The organism is Acinetobacter brisouioides (genome assembly GCF_004331075.1).
GTDB lineage: Bacteria > Pseudomonadota > Gammaproteobacteria > Pseudomonadales > Moraxellaceae > Acinetobacter.
The window spans coordinates 74,477-98,657 of sequence record NZ_SJNX01000006.1 but is presented as its reverse complement, the minus strand read 5'-3'; the positions used below and the strand labels follow the sequence as shown (position 1 = coordinate 98,657).

Below are 24,181 nucleotides of genomic sequence, written 5' to 3'. Positions count from 1 at the left end.
ACCCAAATCCATAGCAAAAAAGCTGGCTTCGGTCAGCTTTTTTATTTGCAGAAAATCGGAGTGAAAACCATGCAATTGCTGATGTGCCCTGTCTGCCGAGATTCATTAACGCTAGATGCACGAACTTGGCGCTGCCCACAGGGGCATAGTTTTGACTTGGCAAAACAAGGCTATGTCAATTTGCATGTGGTACAGCATAAGCATAGTAAACAGCCAGGAGATACGCCTGAAGCGGTCGATGCGCGTCGAGCTTTTTTATCGGCAGGATTTTACGCACCTTTACGTCAAGCTGTTGAGCAATTATTGCAGCGCTATCAGCCAAAAACTTTACTGGATATCGGGTGTGGTGAAGGTTATTACACCAGTGCCATGCAGGCACATGTTAAGCAATGTATCGGTGTTGATATTGCCAAAAGTGCTGTGCAGCGCGCAGCCAAACTTAATCAAGACGTGACTTGGGTGGTCGGGACAGGGGCTGTCTTGCCTGTTTTAGATCAGTCGATAGATTTGTGCACCAGCCTGTTTAGCCCAATTCCGCAACAGGAAATTTTACGAGTTTTAAAACAAGAAGGGTTATGTTTGGTGGTCACGCCTGCGCCTCGGCATTTATTTGATTTGCGAGTAGCGTTATTTGAACAAGTGAATTTGCATGAGCCTGAAAAATTTGTGGCACAGCTCAGTGAGAATTTTGAACTGATTGAAGCATCTGTAGTTGAAGCAGAACTCAATTTGCAACAGCAAGACATTGCAAATTTATTGGCAATGACGCCATATGCCTACAAAGCTAAACCTGAAAAGCGCCAAGCTTTAGAACAACGAGACAGCTTGCAGGTCACCGCATGTTTTCAGCTTTATCTCTTTAAAAAGAAAGCCGTCATTTGACGGCTTTCTTTCCTTTTAGTTCACCTTATTAATCAGTTGTTCTAAAGAGTCTGGATTAGGTTTTTTTGCTGCTGTAGCAGGCTGCGTATTATTCATTTTTGGTGGTGCTTTTTCTGAAGGAATCAGAATTTCTTCACCTGGTAAATCCGAGAAATCGGCTTCATCCCGTTTGCGTGGAGTAGTTTTGTTCACAGGTGCAGGATGATACGTTGGTCGAGCCAATGGTGGTGCAACGCGATTTTCATTACGACCAGCCTGTTCAACTGTAAGCTGCCCATGAGAAATCGGCGCTTTGGCATTTTTATCCAAAGTGACCCATGCAGGAGGTATGCCTTCGAGTGAGCGACTCATAAAGTTAATCCAGACAGGCAACGCTGCAACGCCACCATATTCTAGGCGCCCCAATGTTGTTGGCTGATCAAAACCAACCCATGAAATTGCAACCAGTTTGCCATTAAAGCCCGCAAACCAAGCATCTTTGGCATCATTGGTGGTTCCTGTTTTACCACCCAAATCATCACGCCCAATTTTTAATGCTGCTCGCCCTGTACCATGCTGAATCACATCACGTAAAATATTGGCCATGTCATAAGCTGAACTTGATTTAAGAATGCGTTGTGCTTGGCGGAATTCACTGGTGCTGGCATCAGCTTGTTTTACTTGTACTTGAGGCTGCTGCTTAAATGCTTCATCGTCAGGCGTTGCTGCTTGCTCAGAGGCAGTTGTATTATCGTTATTATTGCCATTAATACAGGAAATACACGCATATTCTGGGTTGGCTTTATAAATGGTTTTGCCATAAGCATCTTCAATATGCTCAATAAAATAAGGCTCAACTCTAAAACCGCCATTGGCAAAAGTGGCATAGCCCGTTGCCATTTGTATAGGTAAAACCTGTGGTGTTCCAAGAGCAATGGTAAAGTTATTTGGAATTTGATTTTCCTGTAATCCAAAATCCATTAACAACTGGCGCGCCCGATCTACCCCAACACTTTGTAATAAACGAACAGAGACAGTGTTTCGAGAAAGATATAAAGCACGACGTAAAGGAATCATGCCTAAGTAGCGACCATCAGAGTTTTTTGGCGACCATTTGCCAATCGTAATGGGACTATCATTCACCATCGTATAGGGCGTCATTCCCCGCTCTAATGCCAGTGCATAAATAAATGGCTTAATGGTTGAACCTGGTTGACGCCAACCTTGGGTTGCACGGTTAAACGTTGACTGGGCATAGCTGTAACCACCTACTACGGCTTCAACTGCACCATTATTGGGGTTTAATGCAATTAATTGTCCTTGAACCTTTGGAATTTGAACCAAAGACCAGACTGTTTTATTGTCATTTGGACGTAGGCGTACAATATCATCGGGTTTAACAATTTGAGACGCGTGTGTTGGTGCTGCACCTACACTGTTGGCATTGCGATAAGGGCGTGCCCACGACATCCCTGACCACGGCACTGTTACGATGGAGCCATCTTTTAATTCAGCTTCAAAACTGTTGCTGTCAACTTTAATGACTTTGGCAGGATAATTGTTGGCGTAAGTAAAGAATTTCGCTAAAGATACGCCATGTGCTTCTGCACCACGCCAGCCATGACGGCGGTCATAAGCTTCTAAGCCTTCTTGTACTGACTGTTCTGCATATGCCTGACGTTTGCTATCAATCGTGGTGTAAATTTTAAAGCCAGAATCAACGGCTTTTTCCCCGAATTTTGCGACAATTTCGGAACGAACCATCTCGCCAATATACGGAAAGCGGGTTAGCACACCGCGATCTGGCATATTCAGGTTTAAAGGTTCTTCAATTGATTTTTGATACTCTGCCTGATTGATATAACCGAGTTGGCGCATACGTCCTAAAATCCAGTTACGGCGTTCAAGCGCGCGTTCAGGATTGGCAACCGGATTATATTTAGAAGGGGCTTTAGGTAGACCTGCAATCATTGCCATTTGAGCAGTGCTGAGCTGATTGATATTTTTGTTATAGTAAATTTTAGCTGCCGCAGCGATCCCGTAAGCATTTTTACCTAAAAAGATTTTATTGACATAAAGTGTCAAAATCTCTGGTTTGGTTAAGTTTTGCTCAATTTTGCGTGCGAGAAAAATTTCGGTGAGTTTGCGTTTTAAAGTGCGCTCAGGTGAAAGATAATAATTTTTAGCCACCTGCATGGTAATGGTTGAGCCGCCAGTTTGCGTATCTGAACCTGTTAAGCTTTCACTGACCGCTCTCCCCAAGCCTTTAAAGCTAATACCACTATGTTCAAAAAATGAAGAATCCTCTGCCGCCAGAAAAGCCTGAATAAAATGGGGGGGAATTTGCTTATACTCAACAGGTACAGATAGTTTTCCACCATATTCTGCAATCAACTGGTTGTCCGCAGTATAAATTTGAATAGGTTTTAAGAGAGGTGCTTTCTTTAAACTGCTCATTTCAGGTAAGGAAGGGGCAATGTATAAATACATGCCATAAAAGCCCATTGGAATAAGAAGAATAATGATCAGTAAAAACAGAAAAATTGGATGAATTCGACCTGAACAAGATAGATTTTTCATAACAAGTAATATTTAATATGGAAAATGGGCGATCGGAGCTTGAGTATAGCTGAAGCCCAGTATAGCCGAGAAGAACCTTGTTCAGGGTATTATATACGTCATAATAACGACGAAATGCATTACACGACAAGGTATTATGCTATTCTAAATAAAAAATAACAGGAATAAACATCGTGCTAAGGTTATATCGTAAACCTAAAAAGGGGTTAATAGGGGTTGATATTAGTTCGACTTCTGTAAAAATGCTGGAGCTTTCGGCTAAGCATGGGCGTTATTGCGTAGAAAGCTATGCGCTTGTACCCTTGCCAGAGGGCGCTGTTGTTGAAAAAAATATTATTAATCCAGAAGCCGTTGCTGAAGCTTTAGAGAAAGCGATTGAAGCGGCAAATCCATCGACCATCAATGCTGCGTTTGCAATTCCTACTTCAAGCGTTATTCATAAAATCATCGAAATGGATGAAGATATGAGTGACGATGAACGAGAAATTCAGATCCGAATGGATGCTGAGCAGTACATCCCGTTTCCACTTGATGACGTGAGTTTGGATTTTGAAGTTTTGCCAGAACCTGTTTCCAAATCAAATCGTGTCAATGTACTTCTGGTTGCAACGCGTACAGAAAACGTGGAAGCACGCAATGAAGCCCTGATTTATGCAGGCTTAACAGCGAAAGTTGCAGATGTTGAAAGTTATGCAATGGAACGTGCATTGGGAATGTTTGCGGATACTTTGCCACTTGGTACACGTGTTATTGCCATTTTGGACATCGGTCACTCGATGACCACTTTGTCTGTTCTTCATGATGGTAAAAATGTTTATACCCGTGAACATGTCTTTGGCGGCAAGCAACTTACCAAAGAAATTCAAACCCGTTATGGTTTGTCTTATGCAGAAGCAGGGCGAGCAAAAAAAGAACGCAGCCTACCTGATGATTTTGATGCCGAAGTGCTGTTACCTTTTATGGACAGCGTTGCTCAACAGGCACAACGTTCTTTGCAGTTATTTTTCTCGTCTTCGCAGTTTAATGATGTTGATCATATTTTGTTAGCAGGTGGTACAGCAAATCTGCCTGGTCTGGCAAAAATATTACAACAACAGTTGGGTTATCGAGTCACTGTAGCGAATCCATTCTTACAGATGAGTTTTTCTCCAAAAATTAATATTAAAAAAATTGAAGATGATGCTTCTTCTCTTCTGGTTGCTTGTGGTTTAGCGTTAAGGAGTTTTGATTAATGTCAAAAATAAACTTACTACCTTGGCGTGATGAGCTACGGGAACAACGCAAAAAAACTTTTATTCTGATTTCCATTCTTGTTGCAATCTTGGGTGGTTTTTCAGTTTTTGCTGCATGGATGTATTTTGATCAAAAACAGAGTGATCAAGAAAGCGCGAACCAGTTGATTACTTCAAGTAATCATCAGCTTGATCAAAAATTAAAATCACTCGAAGGTTTACAAAAGCAAACGCAAGCCATTGTTGAGCGCATGAAACTGATTCAAAATTTACAAGCACAACGTCCAATTGCAGTGCGTCTAATTGATCAGTTAGTGCGCACAGTACCAAGTAATATGTACCTGACCAAATTTGAACGGGTAGGTGATCATTTTACCATTGAAGGTAAAGCTGAAAACCCAAATGTTGTGGCTGATTTTATGCGAAACCTAGGTCGGTCAGCATGGTTTCGAAATGTGTTTATGAAATCATTTGATGCGGCTGCAGACAATAAATCGAATCCAACACAAAGTTCAGTCGTGCCACGTGTTGAAGTAGGATATGGCAGCTTTGTTGTGACTGCTGATTTGGGTCAGATTGCACAAGTAACAGAAGATCAAATGGCTTCAGAACCTAAAACAACAAAAGGGGCTGCGAAATGAGTCAAGAACAATTAGATGAATCAACAGGAAATGCAGTCAAGCCAGCAAAAAACAAAATGACACTGGATCGTTTTGTAAAGCAGTTTAACTCTCTGGATGCCTCTAATTATGGTGGATGGCCTGTTTCAGTTAAAATTACCTGCTGGATTTTTATTTTCCTTGTTGTTTGTATTGTTGGATACTTTGTCCTGATCAGTTCTAAAATTGATGCCATTACGACAGCTCAGGCACAAGAAGCCAATTTGCTGAATGAATATAGAGAAAAAGATTCAAAATTACGCAACTTGCAGCTCTATCAGAAACAACTGGTAAAAATGCAGGCTGATTTTAATCAGCAACTACAGCAATTACCTAAAGAGTCTGAAATTCCTGGGTTGGTTGAAGATATTAACGTGACTGGCGTCACTGCAGGGCTGAAATTTAAAAATATTTCTCTTGAGCCTGAGGTCAAGCAACAGTTCTTTATGGAACAACCGATCTCAATCCAGGCAACAGGTGATTATCATTTATTTGGGCAATTTGCCAGTGCAATTGCTGCGTTACCACGTATCGTGACCCTACATGACTTTTCAATTGTCGCGGTGCAGGATGACAATAAAAAATCAGATATTCCAGTCGTGAATTATACATTGCATGCTAAAACCTATCGTTATCTTGGTGCAGAAGAGCAGGCTTCGGCTTCTGACCCTAAAACAGCTAAAGTAGCTAAAGCAGGAGCGACAAAATAATGAATAAGTATTTTATTATTGCTTTGTTGCCAGTTTTCTTGGTGGCTGGCTGTAGTTCTCGTATTGATGTCGTCAATGACGAAATGGCTAAAATTCGGAGTGAGCCACCAGCGCCGATTAAACCTGCACCAGCTTTTGAACCAGTGCCGCAGTTTGAGTATGCCGCGCAAAACTTACGTAGCCCATTCTTACAGCAGTCTTTGTATACTGAATTGAAAATTATGGCGGGCAAGCGAGTTTATCCAGATTTCTCACGTCAACCGCAGCCTTTGGAAAGTTTCGCATTAGAGTCAATTACCTTTAAAGGTAGTATGCGTAATGCGAATGGGCAAATTTTGGGGTTGATTCAAACTCCAGATAAACAGGTTGAACAAGTGCATGTCGGAAGCTATATGGGACTCAATCAAGGGCGTATTACTAAAATTACGCCAACTCAAATTGATTTGATTGAGATTGTTTCAGATGGTCGAGATGGTTATATTGAACGACCACGTAGTCTTGTACTCATCGGACCTGCAGCATAATTTGGGGAATAATAATGAAAAAATCTGTAAAAAAATTTGGGGATATGCAACAAATGAAGCCATTTATTCATCAATTTGCTTTGGGTACCGTAGCAATGGCAATGGTTCAGATTGCAAATGCTGCTGTTGCAATTACGAATGTTGTGCCTTTACAAATTCCTGGGCAGGGCACTGAAATTCGTGTCATGTTCAATGGCTTGCCACCACAACCACAAGCCTATCAGGTTGATCAGCCATCACGTTTGATTCTGGACTTTGATAAAGCAGCACAAATGCTCAAGCAAAGTTCAATTCCTGTTTCAACGACTGAGGCAAGTTCTGTGGATTTAGAAGCAGATGCCCAGCGCGCTCGCTTAACTGTTAATCTCAAAAAAGCAGGTGCATTTACTACGCGTGTAGAAGGCAATACCTTTATTTTAAAAATTAATAATGCTGCTACACCACAAGTAGAAAATGTTGCTCCTGTCATCATGCCACCTTCTCAAGGTGTGAGCCGTGTTGACTTTCATCGTGGTGGTAAAGGTGAAGGGCAAGTTGTGATTGATTTGTCAAATCCAAATACGCCGGTCGATGTAAAGCAACAAGGCAATAAAATTGTTGTACGTTTTCTTGGTAATAAAATTCCGACAGCATTGGCTCGTCGCTTAAACGTGAATGATTTTTCAACGCCCGTATCTTCTGTAGATGCCTTTAATGAGGGGCGTAACGGGGTTGTTAATATTCAGGCAAATGGTAGCTTTGATTATATGGCATACCAGACTGATAACCGTTTAATTATTAGTGTTGCCAAGAAAGAAACTATAGCAGCAAATAACCAGCCTCACTCAGGTCATAAATACACTGGTAAAAAGATTTCTCTAGATTTTCAAGATATTGAAGTACGTCGAGTTTTACAGTTGCTTGCTGATTTTACTGGCGTGAATATTGTGGCATCGGATAGTGTTCAGGGTAATATTACCTTACGCCTTAAGGATGTCCCGTGGGATCAAGCTCTTGATATTATTATGAAATCCAAGAATTTGGATAAACGTAAAAATGGTAATGTGATTTGGGTTGCTCCTGTTCCAGAGCTACTCAAATCAGAAGAAGATGCCGCTAAAGCATATGCTCAATCTGTTAAACTTGCACCTTTACAGACTGAGACCATGCAGCTGAATTATGTGAAGGCAGCTGATGTCAAAAAAATGATTGATGATGCAGACAGTAAAAATGGAGCGAAATCTTCAAGTGATGGTACACATTCCTCCTTACTGAGTGATCGTGGCTCTATTATTATAGATATTCGTACGAATACTGTGATTATGAGTGATACCGCTGAGAAGATTGAACAGCTCAAAAATATTATTAAACAGATCGACTTACCTGTGAAGCAGGTCATGATCGAAGCACGTGTGGTTCGAGCAACAACAAGTTTCTCTAAGTCGATTGGGGTAAAATGGGGCTTCTTATCCAATAACAGCATGAGCGTAGCAAGCAATACTGATAATATTGGTGCTATGTCTCCATTATATAAGAGCTTGGGTTTAACGAGTGCGAGCACAAATAACTTAAACGTAGACTTAGGTGCATCAAGTTCAAGTACCGGTTCTAGTCCTGCAAGTATTGCTTTTGGTTTAATTAATACCGCTGATAGTTTGCTTACTTTAGAGCTTTCTGCATTACAGGCGGATGGTCAGGGTGAAGTGATTTCGACACCAAAAGTCATGACAGGTGACAAGCAGGAAGCAACTATTAAGTCGGGTACGAAAATCCCATATTCAACAACCAGTGCCAACTCTGGGACAACTACAACCTTCCAGGATGCCAACCTAGAGTTAAATGTCACTCCAAGTATTACTCCTGATGGTAATGTTCAAATGAAATTGAAGATTACTAAGGATACAGTGGGTTCATTGACGAGTGCAGGTTATGTGATTGACACCAATGCATTACAAACAAATGTCTTGGTGAATAATGGTGAAACTGTGGTGCTTGGTGGTATTTATGAAGATACCCATCAAAATGATGTCAATAAAGTTCCGTTCTTGGGTGACTTGCCTTGGATTGGTAATTTATTTAAGACGAAGACCACAAGTGATAGCAAGAATGAGTTATTGATTTTCATTACACCACGAATTGTAGATGACACTGTTTCTAGAAATCATTAATATAAATTTATTGCTGTAATTGAGAAGGTGGCTCCTTGCCAAACAAAGCATTCAATCCCCTGCCAAATATTTACTTGGTAGGGCCCATGGGGGCTGGAAAGACGACTGTTGGTCGACATCTTGCGGAACTGTTAGGTCGCGAGTTTGTCGATAGTGATCACGAAATTGAACGAAAAACAGGTGCTTCGATTCCTTGGATTTTTGAAAAAGAAGGTGAACTGGGTTTTCGTCAGCGAGAACAGTTGGTCATTGATGAATTGACCAGACGTTCTAATTTGGTGCTCGCAACAGGTGGTGGAGTCGTTACTCAATTACCAAATCGCAATGCCTTACATCAACGAGGCATTGTGGTTTATTTATTTGCACCTGTAGAAGTGCAGTTGCAAAGAACCTATCGTGATAAAAACCGCCCTTTGCTGCAAGTTGAAAATCCCGAAAAACGTCTACAAGATTTACTAACTTTGCGCGATCCCCTGTATCGGGAAATTGCGCACTATGTGATTGATACCCATCAGGGCGGCGCTCGGGAACTGGCGCAAAAAATCCTGAAGGATATTGCTGTAAATTATTCAATTTAAATATTTTCTGGTTTTAATATGCAAACGTTATATGTCGAATTGGGTGATCGTCGTTATCCAATCTATATTGGTAGTCAACTTGACCCTGAGCGGTTACTTGCACCTTATGTTTTGGGTAAGCAAGTGATGATTGTATCGAATGATACGGTTGCACCTTTATATTTGCAGCATTATGAGCAAGCATTACATAATTTAGGCAAAACGGTTGCACATTGCATTTTGCCAGACGGTGAACGGTATAAAAATATTGAACATCTTAATTTGATTTTTGATGCGCTATTGTCATCTGGTTTTAACCGCGATTGTACTGTACTTGCATTAGGTGGTGGTGTCATTGGTGATATGGCTGGTTTTGCAGCAGCCAGTTTTCAGCGTGGTGTATATTTTATTCAGGTGCCAACCACATTACTTTCTCAGGTGGACTCAAGTGTGGGTGGCAAAACAGGGATTAATCATCCATTAGGTAAGAACATGATCGGGGCATTTAAGCAGCCTCAAGTTGTCCTTGCTGATATGGCGCAGCTTAAAACATTGCCACCGCGTGAATTATCGGCCGGTTTGGCGGAAGTGATTAAATATGCACTTTTAGGTGATGTTGAATTTTTGATATGGCTTGAACAGCATATTGATGCACTGGTTGCAGGGGATGAAACATTACTTGCTGAAGCGGTTTATCGCTCCTGTGCCCATAAAGCGCGTATTGTTGCTAATGATGAAAAAGAGCAGGGCGAGCGTGCATTACTTAATTTGGGGCATACATTCGGTCATGCGATTGAATCTTATCTAGGTTATGGGGTTTGGTTGCATGGAGAGGCAGTTGCAACTGGGATGGTTATGGCGGCGGATTTATCATGGCGGTTAGGCTGGATTTCAGAAGCAGATGTTCTACGCACAAAAAATATTATTCAGCGTGCCAAGTTACCGATAAAATGCCCTGCAATTCCCCTCGATGAGTTTCTATCATTTATGTCACATGATAAAAAAGTTCTGAATGGACAGTTGCGTTTAGTGCTCATGCGTCAATTGGGGCAAGCTATCATTACGAAAGACTTTGATGTCGAGTTAATGCAGCAGGCAATTTTGGCAAATCAGGAAAAGGCATAAGCATGTTAGAACAACACCCAGCAGATACAACCATAATACGTCGAATTTTATTGATTGGTGGGGGCGTCTGCTTGGTGGTTGCTGGGGCTTGTTTATTTTTAATTAATACACAACCATTAAAACAAGCTTCTACACCTGTTGAAGAAGATGTTCAGCCACAGTTTCAAGCTGAAAAATTATCTGCAATTTCAAATTTGGGCGTTATGGTCAATGAAGTGCGCCCATTGCAACAAACCACACGTGTAGTTGCTTCAGGTCAGCATAGTGCGGAATTTCGTGGTACGCATTTTATTCAGGAAAATCTAAACAATTATAGTCTGGAGCTTTTTATCACCAGTAAAGAAGAAATCATTCAGGATTTTCTAGACAAACGATCAGATCGTAACAAATTTATTTATTTGCGTTTAGCGGCTGAACATCAACCCGAGCGCTATGTTTTGCTCTATGGTAACTATGCTGGAGAGGCTGATGCTGAACAACAGCTACAGTCGTTAAATTTGGGTTTACCTAAATCGATTCACCCAAAAATAGTGCAATTTAAAGATTATACCGACTTAGTTAATGATATGGGAGCAGAAGAGCTGTCAAATCAGAAGCTATACTCCATCGAGTTAAAGCCAGCAGTGATACCTCCACCTGCAATTGTGCCTAAAGCCAGCTCAGCATCTGTTGTTGCACCTGTTTCACATGCTTTGCAAACGACAGTTACCCGTCATGATCGGGATGGGAATGTGGTAAGTGTGACCCAGTCGGCAGGCTTGGAAGCTTCAGTACCGCATTAAAATTTTAAAATGTTACATTTTGGTGCATTTTAAAAAAAACAAACTGTGTGAAAAAAGTTCTAAAATAAAGCAAAAAATAATCAAGATATAAATAGTGCACAAAAATAGTGCGTAATTTTAAAGAACTTAAAGCTGATTTGTGATGTTTTTTAAGTTTATTTATATGAAATATATGAACTTTATATATTGAATATACTATTTGGCATATTTTTTGCTTAAATGGTGCATGAGTTGAGTTAATTGTCCTTATTTTGGAGCAAAGAGATTCAATGTGGGCGTAATAGCTTCCAGTCCAGACACGACCAAAGTGTCACGCAGAAAAGCATATTTTTGTCACAAAAGTAATGCAAGATTAGTCTAAAAAAGGCTATTCTTGAGAGCTGTTTGCGCGCTTGCTGCGAGGTCTGAGGCTTAAGTCGCCAAGGGAATTTGAAATATGTAATGCTCATTCGAGCAATGTTGAAAAGAAGGGTACGCTATGCACATGCCATCGCCAAATACTGTAGCTCCCGCTCAAGGTTTATATCAACCTGATGAGTTTAAGGATAACTGTGGATTTGGGCTTATTGCCCATATGCAGGGAGATGCGAGTCATCATCTTGTGAAAACTGCAATTCATAGTTTAAGTTGCATGACGCACCGTGGTGGGATTGCCGCCGATGGTAAAACCGGAGATGGATGTGGCTTATTATTAGCCATGCCCAAAGCCTTTTTCCGCGAAGAAGCCAAGAAACTCAGTGATGTAACTTTAAGCGAAATTTTTGCTGTAGGTACTGTTTTTCTAAATATTGACCCTGCTTTAGCGCAACATTCAAAAAATGTGCTCACCAAAGAGCTGGATGAAGAAGGCTTACGTGTACTTGCTTGGCGTGTTGTGCCAACCAATACCGAAGTACTTGGTGAAATTGCATTACAATCTTTGCCTGTATTTGAACAAGTTATCGTAAACTGCCCAATGGGTGTAAGCGAAGTTGAATTCAACCGTAAGCTGTTTATGGCACGCCGCCGTGCAGAAGAAAAATTATATAATGATGCTTCATTTTATGTGACAACATTAAGCTCAAATGTGATTAGCTATAAAGGCTTGATGATGCCAGCAGCGATTGCTGACTTCTATACAGACCTTGCCGATGAGCGTTTAGAATCGCATATTGTCGTGTTCCACCAACGCTTCTCAACCAACACATTACCGCGTTGGCAGTTGGCTCAGCCATTCCGTTATTTAGCACATAATGGTGAAATTAACACTATTACAGCTAACCGTAACTGGGCTCTGGCACGTACTCCAAAATTTGAAAACCCATTATTGCCAGGTTTAACAGATCTCAATCCACTAGTGAACTTGACAGGCTCAGATTCTTCAAGCCTTGATAACATGCTTGAGGTTTTGGTTGGCGGTGGTATGGACTTGTTCCGTGCATTGCGTATGCTTGTACCACCAGCATGGCAAAATGTTGAAACTTTAGATGCGGACTTACGCGCATTCTATGAGTTCAACTCAAAACATATGGAAGCATGGGATGGCCCAGCGGGTCTTGTGATTCAGGATGGTCGCCATGCGATTTGTATGCTTGACCGTAATGGTTTGCGTCCAGCACGTTGGGTGATTACCAAAAATGGTTACATGACTCTCGCATCAGAAATTGGGGTTTGGGATTACGAACCTGAAGATGTGATTTCAAAAGGTCGTGTAGGGCCTGGTCAAATCTTGGTGATCGATACGGTTACAGGTAAATTGCTTGAAACCAATGATGTCAACAACCACCTGAAAAAAATGCGCCCATACCGTCAATGGTTACGTGAAAATGCGGTGCGTTTACAAGGTAGTCCAGAGCTTGAAGAGCATTTAAGCGACAAAGGTTTAACAGGTGATCACCTGAAAGCTGCTCAAAAAATGTTTATGGTCACTTTTGAAGAACGTGATCAGTTATTGCGTCCGATTGCAGAAAGTGGTCAGGAAGCCGTTGGTTCAATGGGGGATGATACCCCAATGGCGGTATTGTCGCGCCAAGTACGCCATGTGTCAGATTTCTTCCGCCAGCAGTTTGCTCAGGTGACTAACCCACCAATCGACCCATTACGTGAATCGATTGTGATGTCGCTTGAAACTTGCATGGGACGTGAGCAAAACGTATTTGAACAAAGCCCTGAACATGCTGATCGTTTGATCATTTCAAGCCCAGTGCTTACAAATTCAAAAATGCATCAGTTGCGTACTTTGGGTCGCAAAGGTTACGACATTGCCGATATCGACCTGAACTATCCTGAATCTGAAGGTTTACAAGCTGCGATTACACGTATTTGTGAAGAAGCTGCGCAAGCTGTTCGTGATGGTAAAACTTTATTGGTCATTTCTGATAAAAAAATCCGTGAAGGTTATTTACCAGCCAATGCTGTGCTAGCAACAGGTGCGATTCACCATTATTTAAGCAAAACAGGTTTGCGTACTGATGCGAACTTGATTTTGGAAACTGCAGTTGCACGTGACCCGCATCAGTTTGCGGTGATCTTGGGCTTCGGTGCAACAGCGATTTATCCATATTTGGCATACGATGTGATCAATGACTTGATCGCAAAAGGCGAGTTGCTCGGCGATCCAATTCACGCACAAGCGAACTTCCGTAAAGGAATTGAAAAGGGCTTATTGAAAGTTCTCTCTAAAATGGGAATTTCAACAGTTGCGTCTTATCGTGGTGGTCAATTGTTTGAAGCAGTTGGTTTATCTCGAGAAGTGGTGGATCAGTGCTTTACAGGTGTACCAAGCCGTATTCAGGGTGCAACATTTGTTGATCTTGAAAATGATCAGAAAAAACTGGCTGATTTGGCGTGGAAAAACCGTAAGCCGATTGACCAAGGCGGTATGCTGAAATTCGTATTTGGTAAGGAATATCACGCATTTAACCCTGACGTGATCAATGCCTTACACAAGTCTGTACGTTCAGGCAAATACGAAGACTTTAAAGAATATGCAGAACTGGTAAATAACCGCCCAGTGGCAACGATTCGTGACTTATTCAAGTTGAAAACTACGAACTCGATTGCACTGGATCAAGTTGAATCGGTTAAAGAAATTCTTCCGCGCTTCGACTCAGCGGGCATGTCTTTGGGTGCACTTTCTCCTGAAGCGCATGAAGCGATTGCGATTGCCATGAACACTATCGGTGGTCGTTCGAACTCTGGTGAGGGTGGTGAAGACCCTGCGCGTTACGGCACGATTCGTAACTCGAAAATCAAACAGATCGCGTCTGGTCGTTTTGGTGTAACACCTGCATATTTAACTTCAGCAGAAGTGTTGCAAATTAAAGTGGCGCAAGGTGCAAAACCGGGTGAAGGTGGTCAGTTACCAGGTGGTAAAGTCAACAGCCTGATTGCGCGTTTACGTTACTCTGTACCTGGTGTGACTCTAATTTCTCCGCCACCGCACCATGACATTTACTCAATTGAAGATTTGTCACAGCTCATCTTTGACTTAAAACAAGTCAATCCAAAAGCGATGGTATCAGTGAAACTGGTCTCTGAACCGGGCGTGGGCACGATTGCCGCAGGTGTTGCGAAAGCTTATGCTGACTTCATTACCATTTCAGGTTATGACGGTGGTACAGCAGCATCACCATTGTCTTCAATTCACCATGCGGGTTCTCCGTGGGAATTGGGTCTAAGCGAAGCGCATCAGGCACTACGTGTCAATGACTTGCGTGGCAAAGTCCGTGTTCAAACCGATGGTGGTTTAAAAACAGGTTTAGATGTTGTAAAAGCTGCGATCTTGGGTGCAGAAAGCTTTGGCTTTGGTTCAACACCAATGATTGCTTTAGGTTGTAAATATCTACGTATCTGCCATTTGAACAACTGTGCAACAGGTGTTGCAACTCAGCAGGATCATTTGCGTCAGGAACACTATATCGGTGAGCCTGAAATGCTGATCAATTTCTTCCACTTTATTGCGGAAGAAACACGTGAGTGGTTGGCTGCGCTGGGTGTTGCATCATTAAAAGACTTGATCGGTCGTGTCGATTTGCTAGAAGTATTGCCAGGTGAAACTGACAAACATGCACATCTTGATTTGACTCCATTGTTACAGTCACATCCATCGGCTGAAGGTAAAGCACAGTACTGCCAAGTTCAAGGCAATGAACCTTTCGACAAAGGTGTATTGGCAGAGAAAATGATCACTGAAACCCTTCCTGCTATTGAAGCTGGTCAGGGTGGTGAGTTCTCTTATACAGTCAGCAACTGTGACCGTTCAATTGGTGCGCGTTTATCTGGCGAAATTGCACGTCGTTATGGCGATTTAAGTATGGAAGCACATCCTGTCATCTTGAACTTGACAGGTACAGCAGGCCAGTCTTTAGGTGTGTGGAACGCAGGTGGTTTACATATCAAACTTGAAGGCGATGCCAACGATTATGTCGGTAAAGGTATGGCTGGCGGACGAGTTTCGATCTTCCCACCAAAAGGTTCACCATTCCAAACTCAAAATACTGCCATCATTGGTAACACTTGCTTGTATGGTGCAACGGGCGGTAAGTTGTTTGCAGCAGGTACTGCGGGTGAACGTTTCGCGGTACGTAACTCAGGTGCCTTTGCGGTAATTGAAGGTGCCGGCGACCACTGCTGTGAATACATGACAGGTGGTATCGTAACCGTACTGGGTAAAGTGGGTCATAACTTTGGTGCAGGCATGACAGGTGGTTTTGCTTATGTACTTGACCTTGACAATGACTTCGTGGACTACTATAACCACGAGTTGATTGACTTGACTCGTATTTCAACCGAATCGATGGAAGACCATCAGGAATTCTTGCTTCGTATTTTGGATGAGCATATTGCTGAAACAGGTAGTGCTTGGGCGTATAAGATCCGCAATGAGTTTGATTTCTACAGTCGTAAGTTCTGGTTGGTGAAACCAAAAGCTGCCAACTTCCAGACTCTGTTGAAAAAAATGAAAGCTGATCCTCAATAATTCCACTACTCAAGATTGACAGGTCGGTGTGATTAACCTATGCGTTATTCACACTTGCCCACGGAGAGAACAATGGCAGAGCGCCTAAATAATGACTTTCAATTTCTGGATGTAGCACGCCAAGATCCAGAGAAAAAAGATATTACTGTCCGCAAAGCAGAGTTTGTGGAAATTTATAAACCATTTACTGCGGAAGTTGCCCAAAACCAAACACACCGTTGTTTAGGTTGTGGTAACCCGTACTGTGAATGGAAATGCCCAGTGCATAACTATATTCCGAACTGGTTAAAGCTGATTTCTGAAGGTCGTATTTTTCAAGCGGCGGAATTGTGTCACCAAACCAATACCTTACCAGAAGTTTGTGGTCGCGTTTGCCCACAAGACCGTTTGTGTGAAGGTGCATGTACCCTCAATGACGGTTTTGGTGCAGTGACCATTGGTAATGCTGAAAAATATATCAATGACACCGCCTTTGCTTTGGGCTGGCGCCCAGATATGTCCAGTGTGAAATGGACTGACAAAAAAGTTGCCATTATTGGTGCAGGACCAGCAGGTTTAGGCTGTGCGGACATTTTAGTACGCAATGGTGTAAAACCTGTGGTTTTTGATAAGCGCCCTGAAATTGGTGGGTTGCTGACTTTTGGTATTCCAGAATTCAAAATGGAAAAAGATGTAATGAAACGTCGCCGTGAAATTTTCCACGGCATGGGCGTTGATTTCCGTTTAAATACCGAAATTGGTAAAGATGTCACGATTGCTCAATTACTTGAAGAATACGATGCTGTGTTCATGGGCATGGGAACCTACACCTATATGAAAGGTGGATTCCCAGGCGAAGACCTTGAAGGTGTGCATGATGCGCTTGATTTCCTGATTGCCAACGTCAACCGTTGTCAGGGTTGGGAAAAAGATGCGGCTGAATACATCAGTATGGAAGGCAAGAAGGTAATTGTGCTGGGTGGTGGTGACACCGCGATGGACTGTAACCGTACTTCGATTCGTCAAGGTGCTGCTGAAGTGACTTGTGCATACCGCCGTGATGAAGCCAACATGCCAGGTTCGCGCCGTGAAGTGAACAATGCACGCGAAGAAGGTGTGAACTTCCTGTTTAACCGCCAACCAATTGAAGTTGTCGGTGAAAATGGAAAAGTAACGGGCATTAAAGTTGTGACAACTCAATTGGGTGAACCCGATAGTCGTGGTCGCCGTAGCCCAGAACCAGTGCCAGGTTCAGAAGAAATTTTACCTGCAGATGCAGTCCTGTTAGCATTTGGTTTCCGCCCAAGTCCAGCCGACTGGTTTGATGATGTAAACATTTCGATGGATGGTTCAGGTCGTGTGGTTGCTGTTGAACAGCAGGAATTCAAATTCCAGACTTCAAACCCGAAAATCTTTGCAGGTGGTGACATGGTACGTGGTTCTGACCTTGTCGTGACTGCGATTTGGGAAGGTCGTCAAGCAGCAGAAGGCATTTTGGACTATCTTGATGTTTAATCAATATAAAGTCTAAAAATACTAAAAACCCCAATTTCGATTGGGGTTTTTCATGTCTATAAAAAAGTAGCTGTTGATAAAATAATCACATACAATAAATTGGAGATATTAAATAACAATAATACGGATATCACATATGAGCTTAATCAAACGAATGGCATTGGCGATCTTGCTTACCTCAATGCTACTGGTTTCGGGTTGTGGCTATAACAACTTACAAGCCAAAGATGAGGCGGTCAATGCAGCATGGTCAGAAGTTGAAAATCAGTATCAGCGCCGTGCTGATCTTGTGCCCAATCTGGTCAATGTGGTGAAAGGCTATGTCAAACATGAAAAAGACGTTTTAGTCCAAGTCACACAAGCACGCGCCAGTGTGGCAAGTTTAAAAATCGATGTGCAAACCTTGCAAGACCCAGCCGCTTTTCAGAAATTCCAACAGGCACAAGCTCAACTTGGCTCAGCACTTTCACGTTTAATTGCAGTCTCAGAAAATTATCCTAATTTAAAAGCCAATCAGCAATTTTTAGATTTGCAAGCACAACTTGAAGGAACTGAAAATCGCATAGCAGTCGCGCGTAAACGCTATATTTCAACTGTGCAGGATTACAATACGTATGTACGCCAGTTCCCACAATCATTAACAGCAAAAGTGATCGGTATGAAAACTCGTCCTAACTTTAGTGCTGAAACAGGGGCAGACAAAGCACCAACAGTTTCATTCTGATTGAAAAGGTGGTCGTGATGTGGCAGATCAGCAGAATATTGTGTTTATGGATGCTCATATGTTGGAGTAGCCAGCTCCTTTGGGCAGATGATTCTGCTGCATCTGAAGCGACAACGATGATTTTACCCGCACTGGATCAGCCTGTAATTGATCAGGCTCACGTATTGACAGTTGCAGAGCGGCAAGCCTTAGCCCAAAAGATTTTGACGGTATATCAGCAGCAGAAAGCGCAGATTGGAATACTGATTGTTCCAACAACTGGACAGCAGGATATTTTTGATTACGCCATGCGTGTTGCTGAACAGTGGAAATTGGGGCGAAGCCAGCAAGACAATGGTTTACTGATGGTGGTCGCGATCAACGATCATCATATACAAATTCTGACAGGTTATGGCTTGGAAGGTGTTTTGCCCGATGTTGTACTCAGTCGAATTATCCGTGAGCAAATGACCCCACTGTTTCAACAGCAACAATACGCAAAAGGTATTCAAGTGGGGTTGGATGAGATTATTCAAATTTTAAATCAAGACCCAGAACTTGCGAAGCAAGCCGCAAACCAGTTAAAGCAACAGCATGCAGAAGCACTGCTTAAACAGCAATCCTATACAAAAATGCTGTCTTATGTTGTGGTGATTCTTATTGTAGGTGTAGTGGCATCATTGATCGTTGGAGATGGGATTAGCGCAGTGCTGGCTGCGGTTGCAACTATTATTGCAGGTTGGGTCGCGAGCGTGGGGATTTTGATGAGTCTGGCGGCTGGAGTAATTGTGTTTTTCTTGCTTATTACTTCTCTGGCACAGCTTATTTTGCAATTGGGATTGTCCATGGTGACAGGTGGGGGCTCACAAGGTGGTGGTGGACGTTACCGAGGTGGCGGTGGTGGTTTTGGCGGTGGAGGAGCATCAGGTTCATGGTAATACAACCCAAGCGAACAGCTCATATTGTAACCTCAGCGAGATCTTTATCTGCGTCGAGAAGCCTCAGGCGTTGGTTGAAACATCTTTTTTATGTCTCAATGCGTTCTGAGTATTTTTCGTCGAAAGATCGTGACCAAATTACCCATGCTGTACAGCAGGCAGAGCTGGGGCATAGTGGAGAGATTCAGGTGGTGATTGAGATTAAGTTGCCCAGTCATTTGGCCTATCGGCACACGACTTATAGTCGAGCATGTCAGCTATTTGCCGAGTTGGGGGTTTGGGATACTGCGTTGAATAGTGGTGTACTCTTATACTTGAATTTATGTGAGCGACGGATTGAATTGCTTTTTGATCGTGGTTTACAGCAAGCTGCTTCTCAGGAAATATGGGATCAGATTTGTAATCAAATGATTGAGTTGATTCAACATGAGCAATATCTGAAAGCGATACAAATTGGAGTGGAGCAGATCGGGAAAATTCTGCAATATTTTTATGCTCAGCAACCTGCTGTTACAAACTTGAATGAATTAGCAGATAGGCCTATTTTTTTATAAAATTTTTATATTTATGATTGAATTTTAATTAAAAATATAAAAAATAGGGTATTAATTGACAAAAAATGTCATTTTTTGCCTTATAGATGTTACACAAATGCCAAATTTTAAAGATTAAAAACAGAACAAAAAATTAAATCTTTTAAAATCAAAGCTATTAAAAAACTGGCATAGTCTGTGCTATGATTACTGGACAAACAAATTGTATAAGTAAATTATACAAACAAAATAACTTCCATGATTTTCGGAGAATGTTGATGAACGCTCAAAAGGGTTTTACTTTAATCGAATTGATGATCGTAGTTGCGATCATTGGTATTTTGGCTGCGATTGCAATTCCTGCATATCAAACTTATGTTGCGCGCTCTCAAGTATCATCGGCTTTATCTGAAATTACCTCGGTTAAACCAGGTTATGAAGATAAGCTAAATAGCGGTACAGCAATTGTTAAATTAAGTGATATCGGTTTTAACGCAACAACAAGTGCAGCATGTTCAGCTTACGGGGCTACTAATTATGATGCTACTGGAGCTGCGACTAACGCTATTACTTGTACTTTAGCTGGTACGCCTGCAATTTCTGGTAAATTTATCACTTTAAGTCGCGATGCAGCTGGTGTGTGGACTTGTAATACTACAGTTGATACTAAATATGCCCCTAAAGGTTGTGGTGCCGCAGGCGCTGCTGCTGGTGGTATTGTTGTTCTGTAATTTTCAGGTTTAGGTTGATAAAACGCATCTTTTAAAGATGCGTTTTTTATTTGAGCATTGGGTATATGAATATGAAGCCTCAAGAATTTTTAGCCAGTTAGTTGATTTATATAAACAACAGCAAAACTCGAAAAAAATTGCAGAAAATATTTTTCGTGGTCGTAGCCGATCTGTTTCTTCGGAGGCCGAAGATCTGATGGCTCAATTTATTTCAAAAAACATAAAAAGACACTGTACTTATTATGTTGATCAACCTCTACAATTTGGGGCATCCAACATTGTTAAATATCCTGATATTTTTATTTTAGAAAATGATAAAACGATTTCGCATTTAATTGATATTAAACTCGATGTGGGATGGAATCGTGATGCTATGCTTGATTTTTGTGGTATTCGGCATCGTGAAGTCATCAAGGTCTTGGGAAAAACAACGCAATTTAACACTAAAAATGAGATGGGAGAGAAAGTTGAAAATAAAAATATGCGATTTTCAGAAAATTTAACCTATCATATCTTATTATTCTCCAGAGAAAACGCTAAAAAAGGCCTTCTTGATGAGCATTATGCTCAAATCTTGAATAAGTATAAAAATATAAAACTGTACATCCTTTCCGAAGGAATTCATCCGAATGAATACGTTACTAAAGAAGAAATTATGGCTAAACTTCAAGTCAATGATGTTGAGTTTCAGCAGTTACTCTCTATATTAAATAATGAGATTGCTTAGGGTTTATTCTAAAACTAAATAAAAAGATAAAACCCGAGCAAGCTCGGGTTGAATATCTTGGTCAAACGTCCAGTTCAACTATATCCTTTCTTTGTCGTTCCATTGACAACTCAGCATACAATCCATGTGTGAACAAATCCATTGTTCGTTTCCATTTGCTGATGGCGCTATGTTAATCGCCTACATAAAATTAAAGTAGACGAAAAAACCTTAAAATAATGTAAGTTTTTTCTTACAAAGTTAGACGTATTGATCTGCTTTAAACTTGTATTGCTCAATTGTGTATGGCTTAAAGATTGATATTGCACAAAAAATGTCAGGTTGAAGCACATTGCAATAAAAAAGTGCAAAATAGCTTGCGTATAGGTAAGGTCTTCTATACAATGCGCCAATCGGTTGTAAACTGATACTTAAAACTTACTTTAAACCAGAAAGTAAGTTATGTTGATGCGGGATGGAGCAGTCTGGTAGCTCGTCGGGCTCATAACCCGAAGGTCGTTGGTTCAAATCCAGCTCCCGCTACCAATCAATAAAGTATGCAACTTTATTGAAGCTAAAGTAAAATTTAGTTAAACTATTGCATCGTTAATGCGGGATGGAGCAGTCTGGTAGCTCGTCGGGCTCATAACCCGAAGGTCGTTGGTTCAAATCCAGCTCCCGCTACCAAGATTCTTTCGAGAAGGCTCACATACAGGTGGGCCTTTTTGCACAATGGGCTTTGTTCGTTGTGACAGATGGGGCGAATTAACGCCCTTTTTTATTGGCGATCGTGTAGTGTCGACATCAATTGGTCAAAAAACCGTGTTTCACTACTAAGGGTTATATCGGTGTTTCACCGATTGTTGTATTGCACAAAAATGACGAGAGTACATGAAACTATCAAATAAAACCCAAGCGTTACAAGATCTAATCGCACCTGCAGTTCATGCTTGTGGCGTTGACCTTTGGGGAATTGAATTTCTACCTCAAGGTAAGCGTTCTTTATTACGCATCTATATTGATAAACCAGTAGATGCAAATGCAGAACCTTTCATCAATGAAGATGGTGAAGTTGAGCACGGTCGCGGTGTTGGTGTAGAAGACTGTATCCGTGTGACCCAGCAAGTGGGTGCAATGCTGGATGTTCATGATCCGATTTCAGGTGAATATGCACTTGAAGTGTCTTCACCAGGTTGGGATCGCCCATTTTTCCAGTTGGCACAACTGCAAGATTATATCGGACAGCAAGTGGCTTTGCGTTTAATTAGTGCTGTCGATAACCGCCGTAAATTTCAGGCAAAACTGGTTGCGGTGGATTTGGACACGGAAACCATTCAGGTTGAAGTGGAAAAACAGCAGGTACTGGAAATCGATAGTCATAATATCGACAAAGCAAACTTAGTTTACCAAGACTAAATTATTAAGAAAATCTGAGATATAGGTGACTTATGGGTCGTGAGATTCTTACCGTTGCAGAGACGGTTAGTAATGAAAAAGGTGTAAGCCGCGAAGCCATCTTTGAAGCACTTGAACAAGCGCTTGTTGCTGCGACTAAGAAAAAATTCTACGAAGGCACAAATTCAGAAGAAGCACGTTTGCGCGTTGAAATTGACCGCAAAACAGGTGACTACCGCACTTTCCGCCAATGGGAAGTTGTGGCAGACGAAGATCATGAAATGCCTGCTTGCCAAGATGCAATTTCTGATGTTGATCCAGCGAAATGGGCAATTGGTGATATTCGTGAGCTTGAAGTTGAATCAATTGAATTTGGTCGTATTGCTGCGCAAATTGCTAAACAAGTGATTGTGCAGAAAATTCGTGAAGCAGAACGTGCCCTCATTGCGGATGCATATGAAGCTAAAGTTGGTGAGTTGATCTATGGTGAAGTGAAAAAACAAACCAAAGACGGCTTTATTATTGACTTGGGTGACAATGCAGAAGCGTATTTGGCACGCGATCAAATGATTCCAAAGGAAATCTTGCGTCCAAAACAGCGCATGAATGCGATTCTTTATGAAGTGAATCGTGAAGGTCGCGGTGCACAGCTATTATTGTCACGTTCGCATCCTGATATGCTGATTGCTTTAATGAAAAAAGAAATTCCAGAAATTTCTGAAGAAATTATTGAAATCAAAGCAGCTGCACGTCAAGCAGGAGTCCGTGCTAAAATTGCTGTGAAAACCAACGACCATCGTATTGACCCAGTGGGTGCATGTATTGGTATGCGTGGTACGCGTATTCAGGCAGTTCAGTCAGAATTGAATGGCGAGCGTATCGATGTTGTGGTGTGGTCAGATGATCCAGCACAGTATATTGCCAGCGCATTAGAACCTGCTGATGTATCAGGCATTGTTATTGATGAAGATGCAAAAACTGCGGATATTATTTTTGCAACGAGTGATCAGTTGGCACGTGCGATTGGCTCACAAGGTCAAAATGTACGTTTAGCTTCTGAACTGACTGGCTTTAAGCTCGATATGATGCTTGAAGATGAATACCGCTCGCGCCAGCAAAACGAAGCACAGCAATACCTAGACATGTTTGTAACCCGTCTGGATATTGATGAAGGCTTGGCGATGGCTTTGGTTGAAATGGGCTTTACTTCACTTGAAGAAATTGCTTATGTGCCTGCAGAAACTTTCGATGAAATCGATTTGGATGCAGACACAGTTGAGTTGTTACAAACACGTGCCAAAGAAGCTGCTTTAGCAGATGCATTGCAACAACAAGAAAATGTTCAAGAGCCAAGTGAAGCATTATTAAATATGCAAGGCATGACACAAGAGATTGCCTATGCACTTGCCGGTCGTGGCATTGTGACGATTGATGATTTAGCAGATCAAGCTACCGATGATATCGCAGATATTGAAGGGTTAAATGCTGAAACTGCGGGTCAATTGATCATGAAAGCGCGTGAATCATGGTTTAACTAGGAGGTG

The 24,181-nt window shown here is 41.7% G+C and carries 19 protein-coding genes and 2 tRNA genes; 20 read left to right on the top strand and 1 reads right to left on the bottom strand.

Annotated features, from left to right (window positions below; genetic code table 11):
* Positions 1-69: 69 nt before the first annotated feature.
* A complete protein-coding gene (locus E0H77_RS09295; RefSeq protein ID WP_131377326.1) occupies positions 70-882 on the top strand; it encodes a putative RNA methyltransferase in 813 nt (270 codons plus the stop codon).
* Between the two features lie 15 nt (positions 883-897).
* On the opposite strand, the gene E0H77_RS09290 is transcribed toward E0H77_RS09295, so the two are convergent.
* Positions 898-3,441, bottom strand: coding sequence for a penicillin-binding protein 1A (locus E0H77_RS09290; protein WP_131377323.1), 2,544 nt, complete (start codon positions 3,439-3,441; stop codon positions 898-900).
* Between the two features lie 173 nt (positions 3,442-3,614).
* On the opposite strand from E0H77_RS09290, the gene E0H77_RS09285 reads away from it, so the two are divergent.
* From E0H77_RS09285 to nusA, 19 genes are all read left to right on the top strand, one after another.
* The gene (locus E0H77_RS09285) at positions 3,615-4,673 is read left to right on the top strand and encodes a pilus assembly protein PilM (RefSeq protein ID WP_131377320.1); all 1,059 of its coding nucleotides are present in this window, start codon (positions 3,615-3,617) and stop codon (positions 4,671-4,673) included.
* Entirely contained in the window at positions 4,673-5,314 is a 642-nt protein-coding gene (locus E0H77_RS09280) for a PilN domain-containing protein (RefSeq protein WP_131377317.1), read from the top strand. Before E0H77_RS09285 ends, E0H77_RS09280 begins: the two co-directional genes overlap by 1 nt.
* Positions 5,311-6,042: a type IV pilus inner membrane component PilO gene (locus E0H77_RS09275; protein ID WP_131377314.1), complete on the top strand. Its 732-nt coding sequence runs from the start codon at positions 5,311-5,313 to the stop codon at positions 6,040-6,042. The genes E0H77_RS09280 and E0H77_RS09275 overlap by 4 nt, the downstream gene beginning before the upstream one ends.
* The gene (locus E0H77_RS09270) at positions 6,042-6,566 is read left to right on the top strand and encodes a pilus assembly protein PilP (protein WP_131377311.1); all 525 of its coding nucleotides are present in this window, start codon (positions 6,042-6,044) and stop codon (positions 6,564-6,566) included. Before E0H77_RS09275 ends, E0H77_RS09270 begins: the two co-directional genes overlap by 1 nt.
* 14 nt (positions 6,567-6,580) lie before the next feature.
* Positions 6,581-8,713, top strand: coding sequence for a type IV pilus secretin PilQ (locus E0H77_RS09265; protein WP_131377308.1), 2,133 nt, complete (start codon positions 6,581-6,583; stop codon positions 8,711-8,713).
* Positions 8,714-8,748: 35 nt separating this feature from the next.
* Positions 8,749-9,291 carry a shikimate kinase AroK gene (gene aroK, locus E0H77_RS13905; RefSeq protein ID WP_131312896.1) on the top strand — a complete coding sequence of 181 codons (543 nt, stop codon included), beginning with the start codon at positions 8,749-8,751 and terminating at the stop codon, positions 9,289-9,291.
* An 18-nt stretch (positions 9,292-9,309) separates the two neighbouring features.
* Positions 9,310-10,395: a 3-dehydroquinate synthase gene (gene aroB, locus E0H77_RS09255; RefSeq protein ID WP_131377305.1), complete on the top strand. Its 1,086-nt coding sequence runs from the start codon at positions 9,310-9,312 to the stop codon at positions 10,393-10,395.
* Between the two features lie 2 nt (positions 10,396-10,397).
* A complete protein-coding gene (locus E0H77_RS09250) occupies positions 10,398-11,177 on the top strand; it encodes a hypothetical protein (RefSeq protein WP_131377302.1) in 780 nt (259 codons plus the stop codon).
* 484 nt (positions 11,178-11,661) lie between these two features.
* The gene (gene gltB, locus E0H77_RS09245) at positions 11,662-16,137 is read left to right on the top strand and encodes a glutamate synthase large subunit (RefSeq protein ID WP_171478334.1); all 4,476 of its coding nucleotides are present in this window, start codon (positions 11,662-11,664) and stop codon (positions 16,135-16,137) included.
* A gap of 72 nt (positions 16,138-16,209) precedes the next feature.
* Positions 16,210-17,631, top strand: coding sequence for an FAD-dependent oxidoreductase (locus tag E0H77_RS09240; RefSeq protein ID WP_131377296.1), 1,422 nt, complete (start codon positions 16,210-16,212; stop codon positions 17,629-17,631).
* Positions 17,632-17,767: 136 nt separating this feature from the next.
* Entirely contained in the window at positions 17,768-18,355 is a 588-nt protein-coding gene (locus E0H77_RS09235) for a LemA family protein (protein WP_131377293.1), read from the top strand.
* A 50-nt stretch (positions 18,356-18,405) separates the two neighbouring features.
* The gene (locus tag E0H77_RS09230; RefSeq protein WP_416240511.1) at positions 18,406-19,272 is read left to right on the top strand and encodes a TPM domain-containing protein; all 867 of its coding nucleotides are present in this window, start codon (positions 18,406-18,408) and stop codon (positions 19,270-19,272) included.
* Complete coding sequence (locus tag E0H77_RS09225) at positions 19,266-19,826, top strand: TPM domain-containing protein (protein WP_131377285.1); 561 nt, start codon at positions 19,266-19,268, stop codon at positions 19,824-19,826. Before E0H77_RS09230 ends, E0H77_RS09225 begins: the two co-directional genes overlap by 7 nt.
* Before the next feature lie 257 nt (positions 19,827-20,083).
* On the top strand, positions 20,084-20,536 hold the full coding sequence (locus tag E0H77_RS09220; protein ID WP_131377282.1) for a pilin: 453 nt from the start codon (positions 20,084-20,086) through the stop codon (positions 20,534-20,536).
* Between the two features lie 37 nt (positions 20,537-20,573).
* A complete protein-coding gene (locus E0H77_RS09215; protein WP_131377278.1) occupies positions 20,574-21,263 on the top strand; it encodes a hypothetical protein in 690 nt (229 codons plus the stop codon).
* Positions 21,264-21,711: 448 nt separating this feature from the next.
* Positions 21,712-21,788 (top strand) — tRNA-Met (locus E0H77_RS09210).
* A gap of 64 nt (positions 21,789-21,852) precedes the next feature.
* Positions 21,853-21,929 (top strand) — tRNA-Met (locus E0H77_RS09205).
* Between the two features lie 204 nt (positions 21,930-22,133).
* Positions 22,134-22,658 carry a ribosome maturation factor RimP gene (rimP, locus tag E0H77_RS09200; protein ID WP_131377276.1) on the top strand — a complete coding sequence of 175 codons (525 nt, stop codon included), beginning with the start codon at positions 22,134-22,136 and terminating at the stop codon, positions 22,656-22,658.
* A 32-nt stretch (positions 22,659-22,690) separates the two neighbouring features.
* Complete coding sequence (gene nusA / locus E0H77_RS09195; protein ID WP_131377273.1) at positions 22,691-24,175, top strand: transcription termination factor NusA; 1,485 nt, start codon at positions 22,691-22,693, stop codon at positions 24,173-24,175.
* The last annotated feature ends 6 nt before the right edge of the window (positions 24,176-24,181 follow it).

Coding starts and splice junctions, on each gene's coding strand:
- E0H77_RS09225 (WP_131377285.1), top strand. CDS start 19,266: ATGGTAATACAACCCAAGCGAACAGCTCATATTGTAACCTCAGCGAGA.
- E0H77_RS09235 (WP_131377293.1), top strand. CDS start 17,768: ATGAGCTTAATCAAACGAATGGCATTGGCGATCTTGCTTACCTCAATG.
- E0H77_RS09270 (WP_131377311.1), top strand. CDS start 6,042: ATGAATAAGTATTTTATTATTGCTTTGTTGCCAGTTTTCTTGGTGGCT.
- E0H77_RS09295 (WP_131377326.1), top strand. CDS start 70: ATGCAATTGCTGATGTGCCCTGTCTGCCGAGATTCATTAACGCTAGAT.
- nusA (WP_131377273.1), top strand. CDS start 22,691: ATGGGTCGTGAGATTCTTACCGTTGCAGAGACGGTTAGTAATGAAAAA.
- gltB (WP_171478334.1), top strand. CDS start 11,662: ATGCCATCGCCAAATACTGTAGCTCCCGCTCAAGGTTTATATCAACCT.
- E0H77_RS09240 (WP_131377296.1), top strand. CDS start 16,210: ATGGCAGAGCGCCTAAATAATGACTTTCAATTTCTGGATGTAGCACGC.
- E0H77_RS09265 (WP_131377308.1), top strand. CDS start 6,581: ATGAAAAAATCTGTAAAAAAATTTGGGGATATGCAACAAATGAAGCCA.
- rimP (WP_131377276.1), top strand. CDS start 22,134: ATGAAACTATCAAATAAAACCCAAGCGTTACAAGATCTAATCGCACCT.
- aroB (WP_131377305.1), top strand. CDS start 9,310: ATGCAAACGTTATATGTCGAATTGGGTGATCGTCGTTATCCAATCTAT.
- E0H77_RS09220 (WP_131377282.1), top strand. CDS start 20,084: ATGAACGCTCAAAAGGGTTTTACTTTAATCGAATTGATGATCGTAGTT.
- E0H77_RS09275 (WP_131377314.1), top strand. CDS start 5,311: ATGAGTCAAGAACAATTAGATGAATCAACAGGAAATGCAGTCAAGCCA.
- E0H77_RS09290 (WP_131377323.1), bottom strand. CDS start 3,441: ATGAAAAATCTATCTTGTTCAGGTCGAATTCATCCAATTTTTCTGTTT.
- E0H77_RS09280 (WP_131377317.1), top strand. CDS start 4,673: ATGTCAAAAATAAACTTACTACCTTGGCGTGATGAGCTACGGGAACAA.
- E0H77_RS09250 (WP_131377302.1), top strand. CDS start 10,398: ATGTTAGAACAACACCCAGCAGATACAACCATAATACGTCGAATTTTA.
- E0H77_RS09230 (WP_416240511.1), top strand. CDS start 18,406: ATGCTCATATGTTGGAGTAGCCAGCTCCTTTGGGCAGATGATTCTGCT.
- E0H77_RS09215 (WP_131377278.1), top strand. CDS start 20,574: ATGCGTTTTTTATTTGAGCATTGGGTATATGAATATGAAGCCTCAAGA.